The sequence below is a fragment of the Shewanella sp. P1-14-1 genome (genome assembly GCF_001401775.1).
GTDB classification, from domain to species: Bacteria; Pseudomonadota; Gammaproteobacteria; order Enterobacterales; family Shewanellaceae; genus Shewanella; species Shewanella japonica.
Genome location: NZ_LKTL01000002.1, coordinates 213,033 through 233,647, shown reverse-complemented (window position 1 = coordinate 233,647; position 20,615 = coordinate 213,033). Strand labels below are relative to the sequence as shown.

Below are 20,615 nucleotides of genomic sequence, written 5' to 3'. Positions count from 1 at the left end.
TTTTGAATGAATAATGGTTTTTTAAGTAAATTGACCTTTTGGCGCCAAACTCAAGTTTCTGCAAAACTTGGGGTGTATATCAGTGCAACTCACATTAGTGTTTTCCAGGCCGATTTATCAGGTACTCAACAGCAAGAACTTGATTCTACAAATCAAAAAAACGCTAACTTCAGTTTATCTGACAACATACAGCAATTTGCCTTTAGTGGTGAGAATTGGGCAGAGGTGCTGGCTGAGATTAAAGCGAGCTTTGGTGCTGCGAAATTACACATTGTATTGGCTGAATCATTTTATCAATTGATTGTGGCTGATAAACCCAATGTAGAGGCGAATGAATTAAACCAAGCATTATTATGGGCGGTAAAAGATTTAGTGACCGAACAGGTGACGAACATTCAATTAGATTATTTTGAATCATCGCTCACGACAACAGGAAAAATAAACGTTGTGGTCGCCAATAAAGTGCAACTTTCTACCTTGGCACAATCCTGTGAGCAGCATGGCTTTGTAATTGAGGATATCACCATTGAAGAATTAGTTATGCCGCGTTTATTTGACGATCAAGCGCCGCACATGGTGGTGAGTCATGTACCAGAGCAAGAACTGTTATTAACGGTCGTCAAACAAGGTGAGCTGTTGATGCAGCGTCGAGTGCGTGGATTTACCCAAATAGATAAAGCCAGTGCCGCCGATTTGCAGTATGGACTCGCTGATAATCTGAGCTTAGAAATTCAGCGTTCAATGGATTATTTTGAAAGTCAGCTGCGTCAAGCACCGGTTGCTTCAATTGATTTATTGATTGATGGCGAATGCCAAGCGTTAGTGCCATTGGTATCGCAGAACTTTAATCAACCAGTCAGCGCGATTGAACATACCTCTGTGGCAAGTCAAATGGCTTATTTGGCCGCGGTGGAATTAACCGGAGGTGATGCATGATAAAAACCACGGTTAATCTTTACAGTGCGGATTTATTGCCTGCTAAATTAAGATTGTCTTTCCAGCGCATGATGATGGCAGTTGGCGGGCTTATCGTATTTAGTATGTTGATTTGGGCAATTGGCTATTGGTCTGTTACAGGTCTGAATGCAGAAGTGTCGAGCGTTTCTGCTGCTAAATCTTCACTTGATACTCAAAAAAATGCACTTGAACTTGAGATATCAACTCGTGCACCAGATCCTGAACTTGTTGCGAGTGTTGAATTGGCTCAACAGCGTTTAGATTTAAAACGTTTATTATCGGGTGAGCTCAAGCAACGTGAGAATTTAATCAGTCAAGGCTATTCAAATTTACTGACCGAGCTTGCTAGCGTATCAGATGGTTCGGTGTGGCTCAGCCAAATTAACATTAACCAACAACACTTTGAGTTCGAAGGATATGGGGCACAGCCACAAAGCATTCCGTTATGGGTCGAGAAGTTAAAGCACACCGAAACATTGAAAGGGTATGCATTTTCAACCATGACGATGGATAGAGGCGAGTCAAAACCTATTGCTTTCAAGTTATCTAGCACGCCAGACGTGGAGGTAAAAAAATGAAGCAATTATGGCAGCAATTAGACACTAAATTTAATGAGCTTAGTCAGCGTGAGCGGGTCTTAATTTGCATTGCAACTTTAGTTGTTATCGCGATGGTCGTTTACCTTCCTGTTGAAAGTATCTTTAAAGAAAGACAAAAGCTTAATCGACAGTTAAGCCAATTAAATACCGATATATCCGTTACTGAGCAGCAAATCGCTTTGTATCAGCAACGATTAGCAATGGATCCCAACACAGATTATCGCAACCGATTAACCTTGATTGAAGAGCAAACGGCCGTTGCTGATGCAGAGCTTGATAAACAAATGGTATCTATGGTGCCTGCTAGCTATATGCCAACCGTGCTCACTAACCTGCTTGCCAATGTTCAAGGGGTGAAGTTGTTATCTTTTGGATCGATAGCGCCAACACCGTTATTGCAAGTGGGCGAAGAAGACAAAATGAACTTATACAGTCATGGCATTCATTTGACGTTGGAAGGGAGCTTCTTTTCCATTTTGGCATTTATTGAGTCAATAGAATCCATGCCAGATAAATTGTATTGGAAGCGTCTCAATTACCATGTTGATACACACCCCAATGCCACTGTCGAACTCGAGCTATATACCTTGAGTATTAATAAGGAGTTTATCAGTGTCGCAGAATAAATTAATTTTATTAGTGCTGAGCTTGTGTGTTTTTAGCGGGTTAGCTTCAGCCAAGTCATTAAGAGATCCGACATTACCAGGACAAGGTTATGTGACGGCCTCAAGTGGTGGGGAGCGAGTTGAATCATTGGTACTCAATAGCATTGTAAAAAGTGCTAGCCCTCACGCTGTAATCAATAATCAAATTTTTTCTGTTGGTGAGCGTGTTGATGGCGCCAGAATTGAATATATCGGCAAGAGTTACGTTAATTTGTCTGACGGACGAAAACTTAAGCTATTTCAGTCGATAACAGAGCGATAGGACAAGAATAACAATGAAATTTATTAAATACGCAACCCCTCTGCTATCTCTTTGTTTGCTAGGTTGTCAAACAACAGACAGACCTGATCCAACGACGTCTAAAACGGAGTTGAGTCAGTCACTCGCCGAAGCGCAAACGGCGCAAAATATTGTACCGCCTCCTGCGCAAATGCCTGAGGAAATTCAACGTGAACTCAATGGTTCCAGTTTACTTGGTGGGGCGACATCTTTACCTAAAGAGCGTCGATTTGATGTGTCTGCTAATGATGTTGATGCAAAAGTATTTTTCCCAAGCCTTGTTCAAGGAACGCCACTAAGTGTTGCTGTTCACCCTGAAGTTAGCGGGACTATATCCATTTCATTAAACGGCGTAACCTTGTCGGAAGTGATTAAAGTTGTTGAAGATATTTACGGATACGAAGTGAGCCGTGAAGGTCGTATTTTGCGTATTTTCCCTGCTGGAATGCGCACAGAAACTTATCCGCTAAATTATCTTTATATGGAACGAGAAGGGCTATCCTTAACCTCGGTGAGTTCTGGCCGTATTTCAGATAATAATGACAATTCAAACTCCAACTCGAATTCGAACTCCAACAGTAGCTCATCAAGTAGCAACTCGAGTAATAATAACAACTCCAACAATAATAACGATAGTAACGACAACACTAACGGCACCTTTATTCGCTCGAAAACGAAATCTAATTTCTGGGGTGAATTAGAGAAAACCTTAGTATCAATTATCGGTAATACAGGTGGCGGGCGCCAAGTTGTGATAACGCCACAAGCAGGCTTAGTGACTGTAAGAGCGTATCCTGATGAATTACGTCAAGTCAGTACATTCCTGAAAAAAGCGGAAACGCACTTACAACGCCAAGTGATCCTAGAAGCTAAGATATTAGAAGTAACATTATCGGATGGCTACCAACAGGGTATTCAGTGGGATAACGTATTAGGACACGCAGGTAGTACTGATATTAACTTTGGGACTTCACCAGGTAGTGGCTTAAGCGACCAAATCACTAATGTCATTGGTGGTGTTACGTCAATTAGCCTTACAGGAACAGATTTTAGCACCATGATCAGCTTACTTGATACCCAAGGCGATGTAGATGTGCTGTCAAGTCCTAGAGTCACCGCATCAAACAACCAAAAAGCCGTAATTAAGGTTGGTAATGATGAATACTTCGTTACTGATGTCTCGTCAACGACAGTGGCAGGTACAACACCTGTAACGACTCCTCAAGTTGAACTCACTCCTTTCTTTTCAGGTATCGCGTTAGATGTGACACCACAAATCGATGCAGACGGTAATGTGTTATTACATGTTCATCCATCCGTTATTGATGTTTCAGAGCAAGTTAAAGAAATTAAAGTTAGCGGTTCAAGTTTAGAGTTGCCACTGGCTCAAAGTGAAATTCGTGAGTCAGACACTGTGATTAAAGCCTCTTCAGGGGATGTCGTTGTGATTGGTGGTTTAATGAAAAGTGAGAATATCGAAGCGTTGTCTAAAGTGCCTTTATTAGGTGATATTCCATTTATTGGAGAAGCCTTTACTAATCGCAGTAAATCCACAAAGAAAACAGAACTTATTATCATGCTAAAACCTACCGTAGTAGGAGCTGATACTTGGAGTAATGAATTACAACGCTCTAAAGATTTACTTGATCGTTGGTATCCAGAGCAGGAGTAACGGCTAAATGCCGTTGAAAATGCTATGTATCAACAACACTTTGGCTTAACTCAGTTACCTTTTACGTTAACACCTAATACGCAATTCTTTTTTGGGTTAACGCCGCATGTTGAAGCATTACAAGTGCTGCAAACTGCGATTGAGAATGGTGAAGGCTTTATTAAAGTCACAGGGGAAGTTGGCACGGGTAAAACATTGATTTGCAGAAAGCTGCTCAATGATTTACCGGAACAATACCATTGCGCATATGTGCCAAACCCTTATTTAAGCCCAGAAGAGCTTCGTTGGGCATTAGCGACAGAGTTGGGGCTTTCATTAGATGAGAACTTAAACCAGCAACAGCTAACGAGTTTAATTCAAAGCAGGTTACTTGAGCTTAATCAACAAGGTTTACAGGTCGTTTTAGTATTGGATGAAGCCCAAGCTTTGCCGAATGAAAGTTTGGAAACTTTAAGGCTATTTACCAACCTAGAAACAGAAAGCACCAAGTTAATTCAAGTGGTGTTGTTTGGCCAACCTGAATTAGATGAACGACTTGAAGATAACAAGCTAAGGCAACTAAAACAAAGAATAACCTTTAGTTATAAATTAAGACCACTAGCGTGGGATGAAATCCAAGCCTATATCGACTACAGGTTGTCCGTTGCTGGTTATCAAGGTCATTCATTGTTTAATGACAAAGATGTGAAACTTATTGCCGCTGCAGCGCGAGGGGTTCCTCGTTTGGTGAATGTGATTACTAATAAAGCGCTGTTACTTTGTTTCGCAGAGGGTGAAACTCGAGTTCATACAAAGCATTGTAAAGCGGCCATTGTGGATACAGAAGATGCTGAACCCTTGCCGCCAGCTCAGCAACAAGAACGATGGATTTTTTTATTACTACTTTTATGCGCTTCACTGGCGATGCTATATGTCGCTGATGTTGATTGGGTATCGATGTTAAGAGAGTCAATATGAGCGTCATTAATAAAGTATTAAAAGATTTGGATAAGCGTCAGCAACAACATTCTGATGAGAGTCCACAAGGCGCTGAGGCCAACGGATTTCAGCGACCTGAAGTACAGTTTACTAGTCAAGTTAATATGGCAAAAGGGACGACTACTGATAGTGCAAGCTCTTCTAACAAAAGCTTGCTGATGTCTGTACTGATGTTAGTCGCGGTAGCTTTGTTAGGCATAATGCTGTATCGACAGGGAATGCAGCTGCAAAAATTACAGCCATTGACACCTGAACGGGCTAACAACAATGCTTCAGTAGTGGTAAACCCTAATGAGAATTTAGGTGATGATCAGCCTATGGTTACGGCAGTTAAAAGCAGTGATGAATCTATCTCGCTGAGTCAGTCAACGATAGCGGATGCGTCATTTTCATCTAATGAACCTACTGATGACATGAAACAAGATGACGACAAGATTGCCGAAGAGGAAAGTGTCGTCGATAGGGATGTAAAACCAAAAAATACTGACATCGCGACGGTGGAAATTGCGAGAAATGAAAGCAAACAAGATATTGATAGGGCTGTAAAAGTAAATAAGGTTGAGCAAACTCAAACCAATGATTCAGGTTCAGTACAAGTCAGGTTTAGTCAAAACACTCGCAGTTCGGCCATTGTCGCTGATAACCAAAAAGAAACGGCAAATAATGTCGTTACAATCAATGAATCAAAGCCAACGAGTACAACGGCAAGAAATAGCGTTAGTGCGACAGCGAATAAGGGCAGCATGGCTGTCACTGAGGTTGTGTTATCAAATGCAGAGCTTGCACAAAAGAAATTTGATATTGCAGAGGTTGCAGAGCAGCAGCAAAAAGTAGATAGAGCCATTAAATACTATTACGAAGCATTGATGTTAGAGCCATCAATGCATCAAGCAAGAAAGCAGTTAGCATCTTTGTATTACGCGCTTAATAATTTGGGGCGAGCTGAGCAGATTTTGGCACAAGGCGTGGTTCAATTTCCTGAGGAAGTGGAACTCGCTATTTTAAAAGCCAAAGTTGAGAATGCGTCATTTAGTCCTGATAAGGCATTAATCACCTTATCAGGAGTGAGTGATAACAGCGACTGGGCAAGGGATAAGTGGATTTTACAAAGTGATATTGCCCAGAAAAATGGCCAATTTGAATTGGCAGAGTCGGCATATCGCTCATTAGTCGGACTTGAGCCTTCACAAGCGCGTTGGTGGATGGGATTAGCATATGCACTCGATTCACAACAAGCATATAAAGAGGCGGCAGAGACTTACCGTAAAGCGTTATCTTATCGAGGCTTATCAACTGGTGCTATGACGTATATAGAACAACGATTAATTCAACTTGAAGGTAGCCAATGAAACCAAAATTAAAAATGCGTTTAGGCGATCTTCTCGTTCAAGAACACATTATTACTGATGACCAATTAACCCAGGCTTTATCTGAGCAACGAAACTCAGGTAAGAAGTTGGGACGCACATTAATTGATTTGCACTGTATTACAGAAGATCAATTGCTCAAGTTTTTATCTCAGCAATTAAACCTGCCGTATTTAGACATAAGTCGTTTATCGATTCCTTCTGAAGTCGTCAATCTTATTCCTGAAGTGCAGGCTAGACGTTATCGTGCGCTTGTGGTTAAGGCCACTGAAGATACGGTCACATTGGCCATGAGTGATCCTGCAGACTTACAGGCCATCGATAATTTAGAAGTGTTCGTAGCACCAAAGAAAATTACTATTGCGGTGACGCCTGAGCAACAATTACTGGATGCTTTCGATAACTTATATCGTCGTACAGGTGAAATTGCCAAAATTGCAGGTGAGCTTGAAGAAGAATATGCCGCTGATGACATGTTTGATTTGGCGAGCATCACTGACAGCGATAGCGATAACGAAACCACCGTGGTTAAGTTATTGCAGTCAATTTTTGAAGATGCAGTACAAATGCGTGCTTCGGATATTCATATTGAGCCAGGTGAAAAAGTATTACGGATACGCCAACGTATTGATGGCCAGCTGCATGAAAATACCTTAGATGAAGTTAATATCGCTTCCGCACTGGTGCTGCGTTTGAAGTTAATGGCTGGTTTGGATATTTCAGAAAAAAGAATGCCACAAGATGGCCGTTTTCATATTGAAATCAAAGGCCATAAGATTGATATCCGTATGTCTACCATGCCAATTTATCATGGTGAATCTGTGGTGATGCGTTTGCTAGATCAATCAGCCGGCTTACTGACGTTAAATGAAACGGGTATGCCTGATCATATTTTGCAACGGATCAGAAAACAGATTAGACGTCCTCACGGCATGCTCTTGGTAACAGGGCCAACAGGTAGCGGTAAAACCACAACCTTATATGGCATTTTAAGTGAGCTAAATACGCCTGATACTAAAATTATTACTGTTGAAGATCCGGTCGAGTATCAGTTACCTCGCATTAACCAAGTACAAGTTAATCATAAAATTGGTTTGAACTTCTCTAACGTATTAAGAACAACGCTGCGTCAAGATCCCGATATCATCATGGTCGGTGAGATGCGTGACCAAGAAACGGTAGAAATTGGGTTAAGGGGAGCACTAACCGGTCACTTTGTATTATCAACCTTGCATACCAATGATGCGATTACCAGTGCATTACGTTTACTGGATATGGGGGCGGCAAGCTATTTGGTTGCGAGTGCATTAAGAGTGATTATTGCCCAGCGACTCGTTAGGCGTGTATGTTCAAATTGTATGACGGATCATCAACCTACAAGCTCAGAATTAGCCTGGATAAACACGATTGCTAAAAAAGATTTTAGTGCTGCGAGTTATAAAATAGGGACAGGTTGTCAAAGCTGTAACGGTTCGGGTTATCGTGGTCGTATTGGTATTTTTGAAATTCTTGAACTTGATGACGATATGGTCGATGCCATGCGTACAGGAAACCCGCAAGACTTTGCTCGTGCTGCGCAAAAAAGTCCGACCTTTGTGCCATTAGCTGACTCGGCCTTTGAGTACCTTTATAACGGCATGACAACCATCGAGGAAGTTGCCAAATTGGTAGAAGATGTCAGTGAAATACCAGGCGCAGAAACCATGCCTGCAGATATGGGTATGGGGAGCTAAGTATGCCAACTTACCGGTATCGAGGTCGGAACAATCAAGGCGCAGCCGTAGAAGCCTTTATTGAATCAGCAAATGAAAGTAGTGCTGCTGATGCTTTGATGTCTCGAGGCATCATTCCCCTTGAGCTGCGTGAAGTTAAACAATCTCAGCCATTTAAATTGGGTAGCCTTTTTGCAAGCAAAGTCTCGCTTGAAGAGTTGCAAATTTTTACCAGACAGATGTATTCATTGACTCGATCTGGCATTCCAATTCTGCGGGCGATAGCGGGGTTAGCTGAAACCACGCATTCTCAGCGAATGAAAGATGCTTTAAATGATATCTCAGAGCAATTAACGTCTGGTAGGCCACTTTCTGCGGCAATGAACCAACACCAAGATGTGTTCGATTCATTGTTTATCTCGATGGTTCATGTGGGTGAAAATACCGGTAAGCTGGAAGATGCATTTATTCAATTATCTAGCTATATAGAACGTGAACAAGAGACTCGACGTCGAATAAAATCGGCAATGCGTTATCCTATTTTTGTATTAATTGCGATTACCATCGCCATGGTGATCCTCAATATCATGGTCATCCCCAAGTTTGCTGATATGTTTTCACGGTTTGGCGCTGACTTACCTTGGGCAACAAAAATTTTAATCACCACTTCAAATGTATTCGTAAATTATTGGCATGTCATGTTAGTTGCTGTGGTTGGTGCAATTATTGGGATTAGATATTGGCATCATACAGAAAAAGGGGAGCGACAATGGGACCGTTGGAAACTGCATATCCCTGCTGTAGGCTCAATTATTGAACGTTCAACGCTTTCTCGGTATTGCCGAAGTTTTTCGATGATGTTGGGAGCAGGTGTGCCTATGACCCAAGCGTTAAGCTTGGTCGCTGATGCTGTTGATAATAGCTATATGCACGACCGAATTGTGGCAATGCGTCGAGGTATTGAATCAGGTGAATCAATGCTGCGGGTATCTAACCAAAGTGGACTGTTTACTCCGTTAGTATTGCAAATGGTGGCTGTAGGTGAGGAAACTGGGCAAATCGATCAGCTGTTGAATGACGCCGCAGATTTTTACGAAGGGGAAGTTGATTACGACTTAAAAAACTTAACAGCAAAGTTAGAACCGATTTTAATCGGATTTGTAGCATGTATCGTATTGATCCTAGCACTAGGTATTTACTTACCTATGTGGGATATGCTGAACGTTGTTAAGGGTTGATTGCAAAATGCAAAAACAACAGAAGTCAGAAAGCGATCTCCTAAGGACCTACGGGCGTATTATTACGTTAACCTTAGTCTTGGTTATTATGGCCGTTATCGCCAGTAAGCACTTTTCGAGTGTTGAAAGTATTGGAACAAAGGGGCTGCAGCTTGAGCATAGCCGCCTGTTATATGTGTTGGCTATGGTGAAAAGCCAATGGCTAAGCCAGGGCAGGCCCAGCGCACTTAAACTCAGTTGGGAAGAGACAGGTGTTGGTTCAGCAAATCGACAGCTTGATGAGGTTAAGGTTCAGCCTCAAAATAACATTATTCAGATGTCGCCTCAGGGCTGGCCGCTATTAAACTCGAGTGATGAAGCAGGTTGTAGGGCATTATGGCAACAGCTAATGGCAAGTGATTTGCATGACATTAAAGCTGATGTTTTTTATCAAAAAGAGCCAGAAATTTGTCGCTTTACCACAGATCAAAGTGGCAGCATCAGCTATCAAGCAAGCTCTGGGCGAGTGATTTTTTTAGAAGGCAGTGATTAAAATTTAACTATTACAACTGTTTAAATGTAGAAATGATGCTAAAATTTGTTTACACATAAGCTTTAGCTAGGTAACAATAGTCTTACTGCTGAGATGTTTATTCAATATTTGTAAGGCGTAAAATAGGTATTTTAGATATGAAATTAAGACAGCAAGGCTTTTCATTAATCGAGCTGGTTATTGTTATTGTTATTCTCGGTTTATTAGCCGCAACAGCAATACCACGTTTTTTAAATGTTACTGAAGATGCGCAAAATGCCAGTATTGATGGAGTTGCTGGTGGACTCGCAACTGCAGTTGGTTTTGTACGTGCTCAGTGGGAAGTTGATGGCCGCCGCAATACGTCCGTTATTTTAGACGGCACAGTGGTGTCATTAGATACGCGATTTGGTTTCCCTACAGGAACAAGTAATACTGATGTCACCGCTATGACAGATGCTACGTGCCAAGAAGTGTTTAATAACGTTTTACAAAGTGCGCCTCGTAACGTGATTTACAATGAAGATGCTCGTGAGCAACGCTACACGGTCAGAGTGCAAAATGGGGTGGGCGGTTCAGCCACGTCTATTGATGGCACAACCGTCACTGGAATTGACCTATGTGTTTACCACCAAGTAGCGTCTTTAACACTAAATCAAAATTCCGGTGTTCCTTCACCCGCTCCTGACTTGTCTACTGCAGGTGCGAAGGGGGTGACATATAACCCTGGTACTGGGCAAGTGCTTAGTTTCAGCAATGACTAGATTTTATTAATTGTTTGTCAATGAAGGTTTTCAACATTGCCAAACTAAGAGTAACAATTAAAGTCGCAATATAGCGGCTCGAAAAACAACCACAAAATATGGAATGTTGAGTGGGCATTTTACAAATGAACAGATGTACAAAATTCACATATTAGATTTAAATAAAGGGTCTACATTATGCAAAAGCAACAAGGTTTTACATTAATTGAGTTAGTTGTCGTTATCATCATCTTGGGTATTTTAGCGGTAACTGCAGCACCTAAATTTATTAACCTTCAAGGTGATGCTCGTGTATCTGCGTTAGCGGGTATGAAAGCTGCTATTCAAGGTGCCAACACTTTAGTTTACTCAAAAGCAGCTTTAGCTGGTGAAGAGAAAAAAGCATACAATGATACTACTCCGCCAGCTGTTGATATTGGAACTGGTACTGATGCAGTGACTCAGTATGGTTACCTACAAAGCTTTTTAGATGAAATTGAAAATGCAACTGATGTGACATTCAATATTGGTACTAGTGCAACAGATCCTACTGTAGTGACTGATAATGGTGGAGATTGGACTATTTTCCCAGGTACTGCTGCTGCGACAGTTACTATTTGGCAAGTTGGTGCTCCAGCAACGTGTACTTTAACGTACACACAAGCAACAAGCACTACAGTTTTACCTTCATTTGTAGCAGTTACAGATCCTGATAACTGTTAATCGCTGTCAGAAATTTAAGCCCGCATTATTGCGGGCTTTTTTGTGTCTAAATATCAGGTTTTAAAACACTTTTGTGCTGTCGGTAACACACTATAAATCAACGGAATGATAACATTACCTTGATAAAAGAATATGCTCATGAACATTAATTATAGTGTCAACAAGAGCTGTCGTTGTTCTACTTTTTAGTGAAGGTTTTCAAATGCAAAAGCAACAAGGTTTTACACTTATTGAGTTAGTCGTGGTGATCATTATTTTAGGGATCTTGGCTGTGACCGCGGCACCTAAATTTATCAATTTACAAGGTGATGCTCGAGTTTCCACATTGCAAGGTGCGAAAGCTGCTATTCAAAGTGCTAATAGTTTAGTTTATTCAAAAGCGGCTTTAGCTGGTGAAGAAAAGAAAGATCCTGGCTCTGTTGATATTGGCGCAAGCAGTAATTTGGTGACAGTTTTTGGCTATGCTGAAGGTGATGCCGATGAACTTATTAAAGCGGTTGATATGTCTACTGACGACTGGGATATTACAGGAACAGGCGGTACGGTGAAAATTCAGCAAAAAGATGCACCAACTAATTGTTATATTGAATATACCGAAGCGCAAACATCAGGAAGTACTCCAACTTTCTCAAGTGGTATTTCTGACGGTAATGGTGGTTTTTTACCTATGCCTACAGCGTCTGACTGCTAACATTCGTTTGTAAATAAAAGGTCTGCATGCAGGCCTTTTTTATTGTCTGAAATATTCTCCTCTATGTCGTGTTGTTACCTTTGAAACATCATTGCTAAAAAGTATTTTTAATAAAGGATATCAAGACGTTTATGTTATATTTTGCCATACTGTGTATAGGAAAATGTAATAAAAGGCGTTAACCGTTCGGATGCAGCACAACCAGAGTAAACGATACGCTTCAGGCTTTTCACTTATTGAGCTAGTCACTACGATTTTAATTGTAGGGATTCTTGCTGTGTTCGTCATACCCAAACTGATACCTGAATCGAGTTATAGTGCCTACACTTTGAGAAATGAATTTATAAGTGAACTGAGGCAGGTTCAAATTAAAGCGCTTAATAACAGTGATCGTTGTTATCGCATCACTGTCGATTCAGACGGTTATCAATTAACAACCTATAGTCATAACATTAATGCACCGTTTGCGGGGTGTGTTCCAGCCCAGCTGATACGAACCGATCTAAAGCAAACCTTTAATGGTGGTGCGTATATTGAGCTTGCGAGTAATTCCAGTACCAGCTTTAGCATGGATTTCGATAATTTAGGCCGCTCTACATTGGCTTGTACTGGCAGTTGCTTTGTCGTTGTTGCTGATGAAAGCCTCACTATAGCCATGGAATCCGAGGGATATATTCATGGTTTATAAATGTCGAGGCGGAGGGTTTACGTTAATTGAGCTTGTTATTGGCATGTTGGTGCTTAGTATTGCCATCGTGATGTTGACGTCGATGTTATTGCCACAAGCTGATCGGGCTGTTGATACATTATCACGGGTTCGCTCTGCTGAACTTGCTCATTCAGTGATGAATGAAATCTGGGGTAAACGTTTTGATGAAAACACGAACTCTAATGGCGGTATTCCAGCGTGTAATTCCCCTTTAGGTGCCAGTTGCTCTTCTACACTTGGACCTAATGGCGAAAATCGCAATGACTTTAATGATGTCGACGATTATCACGGACTCAACATTAACAGCACCATGCTTGATTCTAGCCAGACCTATGCAGATGTTTATATTGGTTATCAGATGTCTGTCAATGTGGAATACATAAATGGTCAAGCCCAAAAGCTGATTACCATTGATGTCACTACGCCTTCAAGCGAAGTTATTACTTACCAAGCGGTAAGGAGTAATTATTAATGAAGCAAAATGGCAAGCGTTATTCGAAGATGAAGCAAGCGGGTTTTACCCTAGTTGAAATGGTGACCGTTATTATCATTTTGGGGATTTTAGTTGTTGGGGTCAGCAGTTTCGTCATATTCGGAACACGTATTTTTGTTGAGTCGAGCTCAATTGACCAAGTCTTGGGGCAAAGCCGATTTGCTATGGAAAGAATGACGAGGGATATACGCAATTCAGTCCCCAACAGTGTCAGAATTAGGACGGCCAATTTAGGTATTTTTCAGTGTATTGAATTGCTTCCGATTGAGGCAAGCAGTAGCTATTTAGATTTGCCTATTTATCCAGATACATCATCAACGACAGGCACCATTGTTGATAATAATATTAATGTCGCGTCAGGCGTGTTTGCGATTGTTTACCCTCTAGCGAATGAAAGTATTGGCGGCGTTAACGATATCTATCAAGCGAGCCGAAATAAACGTTTTGAAGTGCAATCGAGTAGTTCTGCAGCAGACAAAATCACACTAACGTTTGCAAGTTCGGTTCAATTTGCTGAAGAGTCGCCTATTAAACGAATCTATTTTGCTAATGAGCCTGTGAGCTATTGTTTTGAAAGCGCAATTAATTCTTCGATTGTCAATCTATATCGTTATGCCAACTATGGTTATTTCATTAGCCAACCAGTGCCATCAAGTATGGGAACTGGGGTATTAATGGCTGAAAATATTACCAATAATTTGTTAGTTGAACCGGCGATTAAAGTCACTGAGCAGAATTTAATGACGAATGCGATAGTCCACCTTGAACCACGCTTTAGTGTGAATGGGGAAACATTTAAATATCAGCATCAAGTGCAGGTGACCAATGTCCCATAACTATCGACTTAATCGAAAACCACAGCAATATGTAAACCTTGGTGCGAGCAAGCAAAAAGGCAGTGCATTAGTTATTGCTGTTTTTGTCATTATTGTGATGTTTTTATTAGCAGGTACCTTGATTCGGATGCTTGAGGATGGAGACGCATCAGTGAACGTTGAAGTCTGGGGGGCAAGGGCTTTGTTTAGTGCCAATAGTGCAGCAGATGCAGAGCTAGCAAAGTTATTTCCGCTCTCTGGCGCTGTTGGTGTATGTAGCGCTAATTCAACTTGGACACCGCCTAACTCTGTGGGATTTCATGGTTGCAGTGTCACGGTAACTTGCACACCTATTAGTGTTGATGGAGTAACGCAATATCAAATTATCAGTAATGCAGTATGTGAGACTGGCGATTGCGCTGGTAATGCAGCAACGACAAATTGTTTAAGAGTCAATAGACAGGTCGAGGTAGAAGCTCGTGGTAATTAATCGATTGAAGTTGTATTCATTTGTAATGCTTGCAGTGCTGTCTTTTCAAGTAAGTGCTTTTGAGAGCATAGATTATGCCCGCTACTTCCCAAATGTCGTTCAAGGACATCATGGTACTGCGGCGAGTTGTGAAAATATCAATCAGCAGTTAGTTATTTACGATGCTCAAATTAATGGAACAAATGGCGTCGCACTCGATTATTGCACAAGTAATTCAAGTAATGAGATTGGAAATCAAACCTGTGATGATGGTGCATCGGGGTATAAAAAGTGCGAAATATCAGGTACTGATATTGATGGTCTTGATTTGAATGCTGCTGGAAATGAGTTTTTGTTTAGCTCAGGTAATACTGGGATCTCATGGGGGCAGTGTTCTAACAATGATCTACTGGGACCTGGAATAACCGAATTTGGGAATGTGATTATTGATAAAAATAATTGCGAATTAACATTCGGTGCTGCGCCAAGTGAACCCTATCGAATCAAGAGCTTAATCTTGGATAAGAAGACCACCATTAACCTTCCAGAAGGTGACTATTGGGTTGAGTCATTTACTATTAATGGTGGCACTCCAGTAATAAATACAACGGGCAATGTCAGATTATTTGTTAATAACAGTACTTCAATTAATGGTGCGTTGACCGTTAATCAAGGTACTGATTCTACATTTACACTGATTGCCTATAACAATATTAATTTTAACAGTTCTGATTCTGAGATTAACGGTTACATATATAGTGACGGTAATATTACCATTAACCGCACCAACACCTTTAATGGCCGTATCACCTCAAGAAAATTAGTGATTAATGATGATACAACCATTAACGACGGATTTCCTGAACCTACTCCTTTCCATATTCAATATGGTAAATCTACCTCTGGTAGCGTGACTTTTGATACGGCTTTTCCTGATGGTGTTACGCCTCTTGTTTTTTTAATGCCGACTATCGAGCAATCGAATACTAATAGTGATGGCCCAGCTTCTGTATTTTTAGATGGCACACCGACGACAACCGGTTTTAGTTGGTCTCAACAGGAGTCTCCGTCACCCGCAAGTCGTTATGTTGAATCTGAAGATATGACAGAAATTCACTGGGTTGCGGTGAATGCGGGAACCCATGATTTATCCAATGGTACTCAGCTTATCGCAGGAACAGTAGAGCTTGATACCGCTCTGATTGGCTCCAATAGTCAATACGTTAATGTGGCGTTACCAAGCACACAGAATGTTGTGCTGAATCAATTGCAAACTCAGGTAAATAACTGTTGGTTGACGAGCTTGTCGCAATTTAACAATACAGGGATCCGTTTAGCGATGGATACTTCTGAAGTCAGGAGTAATAACAGTCGGTGCCAGCCAGATAATTTAAATAATAATCAGATTCAGGCGGAAACGGTTGCTTATTTGAGCTTGCAATCAGGCAGTGGCTCAATTGTATTAAACAGTGAAAACCTCAATTATCATTTCGGACAAGCGCAGACTTTTACCGCAGGTAGTGTTCAAGACCTAAGTTACCAATGCGGCTTTACGACTGCGCTTGAAGGGTTTACTAATCCCCCCATTTTTGTCGCAGGAAAAAATAGCCGCCGTGGTGGTGACGGTGGTTGGTTAAGGCGTTGCCAATTGACAAATTCACTGGTGAGTATGGTGGTTGATGAAGATACCTACCGGGATACAGACCGTCGCCATATATGGGAAAATTATAGTTTTATCGCCTTAGAAAAAGAAGAACAGGTGTTAACGTGTTTTAATGATGACTTTCAGCGCAGTGATGTGGGTGATGATTGGGTCGTTTCTGAAAGTCGCGGTGGGTTTATTCCTACTATTGTGAATAACCGACTTCGGATAACCGAAGCTGCTGGAAATCAGGCTACGTCTTCGACATATCAGCGACTTTTCTCTGCCGCAGGAAACTTAGTGACCATTGAGTTTGATCATTATGCCTATGGGGGTAGTGGTGCTGATGGTATTGCTTTTGTGTTATCTGATGCTTCAATTACTCCTCAGCCTGGTTCATATGGTGGTCCATTAGGCTACGGTGCTCGTTCGAATGTCGACGGTTTTGCGGGCGGTTGGTTGGGTTTTGGTATTGATGAGTATGGTAACTTTTCTACCGAAGGAGGCCCTGGTGGACCTGGTAGAAGACAGCAGTCTGTAGCAGTTCGTGGCTCAGGTTCGGGGACTAGTGGTTACAATTATCTACGTGGTACCTGTAATAATGGGCAAGATAACCCTAGTGGAGGTTGTTTATCGCCTACGGTTGATAATAATGAAAATGCAAATCATCGTTACCGTATAACCGTTGATTCTCAGGTTGCTGGCCAATCAATGGTCAGTGTTGAGCGTGACACTGGCAATGGCTACGAAATGCTCATTTCTCCTTTTGATGCTGCATTAGAACCTAATCAGTCAGCTGTCCCTACTGATTTTTTACTTTCATTAACAGGTTCTACTGGCGGGGCAACTAATAACCATGAAATTGATAATGTTGAAATTTGTGCGCTTGATTCCAACCCAATAGGGGTTGTCATTGACCATTTTGAATTTACTCATACTGGTGCAGCCTTAACCTGTAATGCAGAGCCCATGACATTAAAAGCTTGTGCGAATGCAGACTGTACTCAAACAGTTCCGGATTTTGTTACTGCAACATTGAGTCCTGCAACAATAGCTACTGGTGGCGGCTGGATTGGCGGTAACGTCGTTAGCTTTAGTGGTGGAAGTACCAATTTAGAGTTAAGAAATAATACCGCAGGTTCAGTGACTGTGGATGTAACAGGTTCAACCCCAGGAGCCAAACCATTCAGTACCACTTTATGTAGTATCGCAGGTAATACTCCTACAGCAGCTCAATGTACGTTTAATTTTGCAGATAGTGGCTTTATTTTTGATGTGCCGAATAAATTAGCGAATAAACCCACTGGGATGATAAATATCTCCGCAGTAGAGAAAGATAGCGAAACGCTGGAATGTGTTCCTCAATTTGCCGATGTTACCAAGAGCGTGGGATTCTGGAGTGATTATATAGAGCCTAGTACCGTTATCTCAGGCCAAAATGTCTCTGTGACAGGGGCTGGTACTGCAATGAGTATCGGTACAAGTGTTGGCACACGAACGCCAATTAATTTGGATTTTGACAGCAATGGTGTTGCAGAAATTGACGTGAATTACCCTGATGCGGGCGCTATCCAACTTAACGCACAATACGACGGAACAGGTGATGAGGATGGCCTTGTTATGGTCGGGGCTGACACATTTGTCAGCTTCCCTGTCGGATTATGTGTTAGCCCAGTTGATGCTGCTGCGAGTTGTCCTGCCGGAAATCAGACTTGCGCCGTTTATAAAAAAGCGGGCGAAGAGTTTGAATTAACGATTCAAGGTATGGCGTGGGAGTCAGATGGAGATAGCGACTATTGCGATAATCTTGCAACACCAAATTATGCTCATGCAGGAATGACACTCGCAAGTTCCCTTGTGGCACCATCTCCAGGTATCGAAGGTGATATTGGCTTAAGCAGTTATGATCATCTTGCTGCAGCAAATAACAGCAACACGATTACTCAATCAATCAGTGAAGTGGGTGTATTTGAGTTTACCGTTAAGTCAGATTCAAGTTATTTAGGCTCGAGCTTTTATGATATTCCATTGGCGAGCTCAGGTAATATAGGCCGCTTTATACCCGATAGGTTTGCGATTAGTGGTGTCAGCGTATTACCGGCGTGTACTGTATTTAATTATATGGATCAGCCTTTTTCAATGGCGATGAATATTTCTGCATTTAACATTGGCTCAGATGTCACGGAAAACTATCAAGGCGACTTTGCTTTTGCCACGGCGATATTGGTCGGGGAAAACAGTGATGATGGTGATGATAAGCGAAATCGTTTAAGTGCTTTACCAGTATCTGCTAGTTCATGGAGTGCAGGAGTGGCCACAGTTGATAGTAGTTACATGGCCAGCTTATCCCGATTGGCTGCCCCTAATAAAGATGGGCCATTTGAAGACATGGATATCGGTGTGGTTATGGTCGATAACGATGGCGATAATAGCTTTGTGGCAGATCCTGACATGAATGCAGCTACTGCTGGCAGCTGTGGTAGCAATTGCGATGCTAAGCAAATTACAACCCAACGTTTTCGACATGGTCGAGTGGTGATGGATAATACCTATGGTGCAGAAAATGATACTTTGCAAATGCCCACTCGTGCAGAGTATTGGGACGGCGCTGATTGGAGTGTGAATATTCTGGATAACTGCTCCACGGTGACACCTGCTTTAGCTACACAAGTCGATGATTCAGTATTAGGCTATCAATTCGAGCCTAGTTTAACATCTGGGCAAACCATTGTTAGAACTGGGCAATCTTCGATGTTCGCTGCAGGTGAATTTACCTTACTTTGGAATGCGGTTATTACTGGAACTGCTGCTGACTATCGTGGGCAAGTCACAGCACCACTTATTGTGCCTGAATGGCTACAGTGGTATTGGAACTGGGATAATGCTTCAACGACGACATTATATGATCCAAGAGCCAGTGCTTATTTTGGCCGTTATCGTGGTCACGATCGAATTATCTATTGGCGTGAAAAACGTTAATGGACAAGTAGAAACCGAGTGACTATGAGTCAGTATTGAGCGTGAGGTCGTTAACTATGTCAAAAAATGTTGAAAGCGCGTTTTTTTGACACTAGATTGCCTTAAACATGCTGCTGTTTTTTTGCTCGAATAGTTGGTGTTTTTCTGCGCTGGTGGATTAATTTAGCATTATTGTAAAAAAAACACCTAGATTAGCGATTGTTAACCTGTTCGGTCTTGTGGAAAACCAGTGGCATTGATAAAGTTACCTGATTTTTCTTTTTTCTGATGTTACAGAATACAGGCTAGATACATGTTCAAAAAGCTGCGTGGAGTTTTTTCAAACGACCTATCGATCGATTTAGGTACGGCAAATACATTAATTTACGTTCGTGACGAAGGTATCGTGTTAAACGAACCATCGGTGGTAGCCATCCGTGGCGAACGTGGCAGTAGCGGACAAAAATCAGTAGCTGCTGTGGGAACAGATGCAAAGCAAATGCTAGGTCGTACGCCTGGCAATATTCAAGCTATTCGTCCAATGAAAGACGGTGTTATCGCTGACTTTTATGTGACAGAGAAAATGCTGCAGCATTTCATTAAGCAAGTGCATAACAATAGCTTTTTCCGCCCAAGTCCACGTGTGCTTGTGTGTGTACCGGTAGGTGCAACCCAAGTTGAGCGCCGTGCGATCCGTGAATCAGCCATGGGTGCTGGTGCACGTGAAGTTTACCTAATTGAAGAACCAATGGCTGCGGCGATTGGTGCAGGCTTACCTGTTTCAGAAGCGACTGGTTCAATGGTCGTTGATATCGGTGGTGGTACAACTGAAGTTGCGATTATCTCGCTCAACGGTGTGGTGTATTCATCATCAGTGCGTATTGGTGGTGATAAATTTGATGACGCCATTATCAACTACGTTCGTCGTAATTACGGCAGCTTGATTGGTGAAGCAACCGCAGAGCGTATTAAACATACCATCGGTACTGCTTATCCTGGTGATGAAGTGCTTGAAATTGAAGTTCGTGGTCGTAACCTTGCAGAAGGTGTTCCAAGAAGTTTCACTTTGAACAGCAATGAAATTTTAGAGGCACTGCAAGAGCCTTTATCAGGTATTGTAAGTGCTGTTATGGTTGCATTAGAGCAGTCTCCGCCAGAACTGGCTTCTGATATTTCAGAGCGTGGCATGGTGCTGACAGGTGGTGGTGCATTATTACGCGATTTAGATCGTTTATTAATGCAAGAAACTGGCATTCCTGTCATGGTTGCTGATGATCCATTAACGTGTGTTGCTCGAGGTGGCGGAAAAGCCCTTGAGATGATCGACATGCACGGTGGTGACTTATTCTCTGAAGAGAACTAAAGAGCGAAACAATGGCGGTGTTTATTCTGA

General features: G+C 41.8%; 19 protein-coding genes. All 19 read left to right on the top strand.

Going from position 1 to position 20,615, the window contains the following annotated elements; genetic code table 11:
* Positions 1 to 6 precede the first annotated feature (6 nt).
* The 19 genes from AN944_RS02130 to AN944_RS02040 all read left to right on the top strand — a co-directional run bounded on the left by AN944_RS02130 (position 7) and on the right by AN944_RS02040 (position 20,585).
* Positions 7 to 936 (top strand): hypothetical protein, encoded by a 930-nt coding sequence (locus AN944_RS02130; RefSeq protein WP_055022925.1) that lies wholly within the window; start codon positions 7 to 9, stop codon positions 934 to 936.
* The gene (locus AN944_RS02125) at positions 933 to 1,535 is read left to right on the top strand and encodes a PilN domain-containing protein (RefSeq protein WP_055022924.1); all 603 of its coding nucleotides are present in this window, start codon (positions 933 to 935) and stop codon (positions 1,533 to 1,535) included. The genes AN944_RS02130 and AN944_RS02125 overlap by 4 nt, the downstream gene beginning before the upstream one ends.
* Positions 1,532 to 2,182 (top strand): hypothetical protein, encoded by a 651-nt coding sequence (locus AN944_RS02120; protein WP_055022923.1) that lies wholly within the window; start codon positions 1,532 to 1,534, stop codon positions 2,180 to 2,182. Before AN944_RS02125 ends, AN944_RS02120 begins: the two co-directional genes overlap by 4 nt.
* Positions 2,169 to 2,483: a hypothetical protein gene (locus tag AN944_RS02115; protein ID WP_055022922.1), complete on the top strand. Its 315-nt coding sequence runs from the start codon at positions 2,169 to 2,171 to the stop codon at positions 2,481 to 2,483. Before AN944_RS02120 ends, AN944_RS02115 begins: the two co-directional genes overlap by 14 nt.
* Positions 2,484 to 2,496: 13 nt before the next feature.
* The gene (gene mshL / locus AN944_RS02110; RefSeq protein WP_055022921.1) at positions 2,497 to 4,173 is read left to right on the top strand and encodes a pilus (MSHA type) biogenesis protein MshL; all 1,677 of its coding nucleotides are present in this window, start codon (positions 2,497 to 2,499) and stop codon (positions 4,171 to 4,173) included.
* Between the two features lie 24 nt (positions 4,174 to 4,197).
* Positions 4,198 to 5,130: an ExeA family protein gene (locus AN944_RS02105; protein ID WP_055022920.1), complete on the top strand. Its 933-nt coding sequence runs from the start codon at positions 4,198 to 4,200 to the stop codon at positions 5,128 to 5,130.
* Positions 5,127 to 6,500: a lipopolysaccharide assembly protein LapB gene (locus AN944_RS02100; RefSeq protein WP_055022919.1), complete on the top strand. Its 1,374-nt coding sequence runs from the start codon at positions 5,127 to 5,129 to the stop codon at positions 6,498 to 6,500. The genes AN944_RS02105 and AN944_RS02100 overlap by 4 nt, the downstream gene beginning before the upstream one ends.
* The gene (locus tag AN944_RS02095; protein WP_055022918.1) at positions 6,497 to 8,251 is read left to right on the top strand and encodes a GspE/PulE family protein; all 1,755 of its coding nucleotides are present in this window, start codon (positions 6,497 to 6,499) and stop codon (positions 8,249 to 8,251) included. The genes AN944_RS02100 and AN944_RS02095 overlap by 4 nt, the downstream gene beginning before the upstream one ends.
* Before the next feature lie 2 nt (positions 8,252 to 8,253).
* Positions 8,254 to 9,468, top strand: a complete 1,215-nt coding sequence (locus tag AN944_RS02090) for a type II secretion system F family protein (RefSeq protein WP_055022917.1) — start codon at positions 8,254 to 8,256, stop codon at positions 9,466 to 9,468.
* 7 nt (positions 9,469 to 9,475) lie between these two features.
* Positions 9,476 to 10,000 (top strand): hypothetical protein, encoded by a 525-nt coding sequence (locus AN944_RS02085; RefSeq protein WP_055022916.1) that lies wholly within the window; start codon positions 9,476 to 9,478, stop codon positions 9,998 to 10,000.
* 137 nt (positions 10,001 to 10,137) lie between these two features.
* Positions 10,138 to 10,743 (top strand): prepilin-type N-terminal cleavage/methylation domain-containing protein, encoded by a 606-nt coding sequence (locus tag AN944_RS02080; protein ID WP_055022915.1) that lies wholly within the window; start codon positions 10,138 to 10,140, stop codon positions 10,741 to 10,743.
* 177 nt (positions 10,744 to 10,920) lie between these two features.
* Positions 10,921 to 11,445 carry a type II secretion system protein gene (locus tag AN944_RS02075; RefSeq protein ID WP_055022914.1) on the top strand — a complete coding sequence of 175 codons (525 nt, stop codon included), beginning with the start codon at positions 10,921 to 10,923 and terminating at the stop codon, positions 11,443 to 11,445.
* Between the two features lie 202 nt (positions 11,446 to 11,647).
* Positions 11,648 to 12,136, top strand: coding sequence for a type II secretion system protein (locus tag AN944_RS22000; protein WP_055022913.1), 489 nt, complete (start codon positions 11,648 to 11,650; stop codon positions 12,134 to 12,136).
* A 190-nt stretch (positions 12,137 to 12,326) separates the two neighbouring features.
* The gene (locus AN944_RS02065) at positions 12,327 to 12,824 is read left to right on the top strand and encodes a type II secretion system protein (protein WP_055022912.1); all 498 of its coding nucleotides are present in this window, start codon (positions 12,327 to 12,329) and stop codon (positions 12,822 to 12,824) included.
* Positions 12,814 to 13,317, top strand: coding sequence for a prepilin-type N-terminal cleavage/methylation domain-containing protein (locus AN944_RS02060; protein ID WP_055022911.1), 504 nt, complete (start codon positions 12,814 to 12,816; stop codon positions 13,315 to 13,317). The genes AN944_RS02065 and AN944_RS02060 overlap by 11 nt, the downstream gene beginning before the upstream one ends.
* Positions 13,317 to 14,174, top strand: a complete 858-nt coding sequence (locus AN944_RS02055) for a PilW family protein (protein ID WP_055022910.1) — start codon at positions 13,317 to 13,319, stop codon at positions 14,172 to 14,174. Before AN944_RS02060 ends, AN944_RS02055 begins: the two co-directional genes overlap by 1 nt.
* Positions 14,164 to 14,643 (top strand): hypothetical protein, encoded by a 480-nt coding sequence (locus AN944_RS02050; RefSeq protein WP_055022909.1) that lies wholly within the window; start codon positions 14,164 to 14,166, stop codon positions 14,641 to 14,643. Before AN944_RS02055 ends, AN944_RS02050 begins: the two co-directional genes overlap by 11 nt.
* A gap of 25 nt (positions 14,644 to 14,668) precedes the next feature.
* Positions 14,669 to 19,243 carry a DUF6701 domain-containing protein gene (locus AN944_RS02045; protein WP_055022976.1) on the top strand — a complete coding sequence of 1,525 codons (4,575 nt, stop codon included), beginning with the start codon at positions 14,669 to 14,671 and terminating at the stop codon, positions 19,241 to 19,243.
* 292 nt (positions 19,244 to 19,535) lie between these two features.
* Positions 19,536 to 20,585, top strand: a complete 1,050-nt coding sequence (locus tag AN944_RS02040; RefSeq protein WP_055022908.1) for a rod shape-determining protein — start codon at positions 19,536 to 19,538, stop codon at positions 20,583 to 20,585.
* Positions 20,586 to 20,615: the final 30 nt, after the last annotated feature.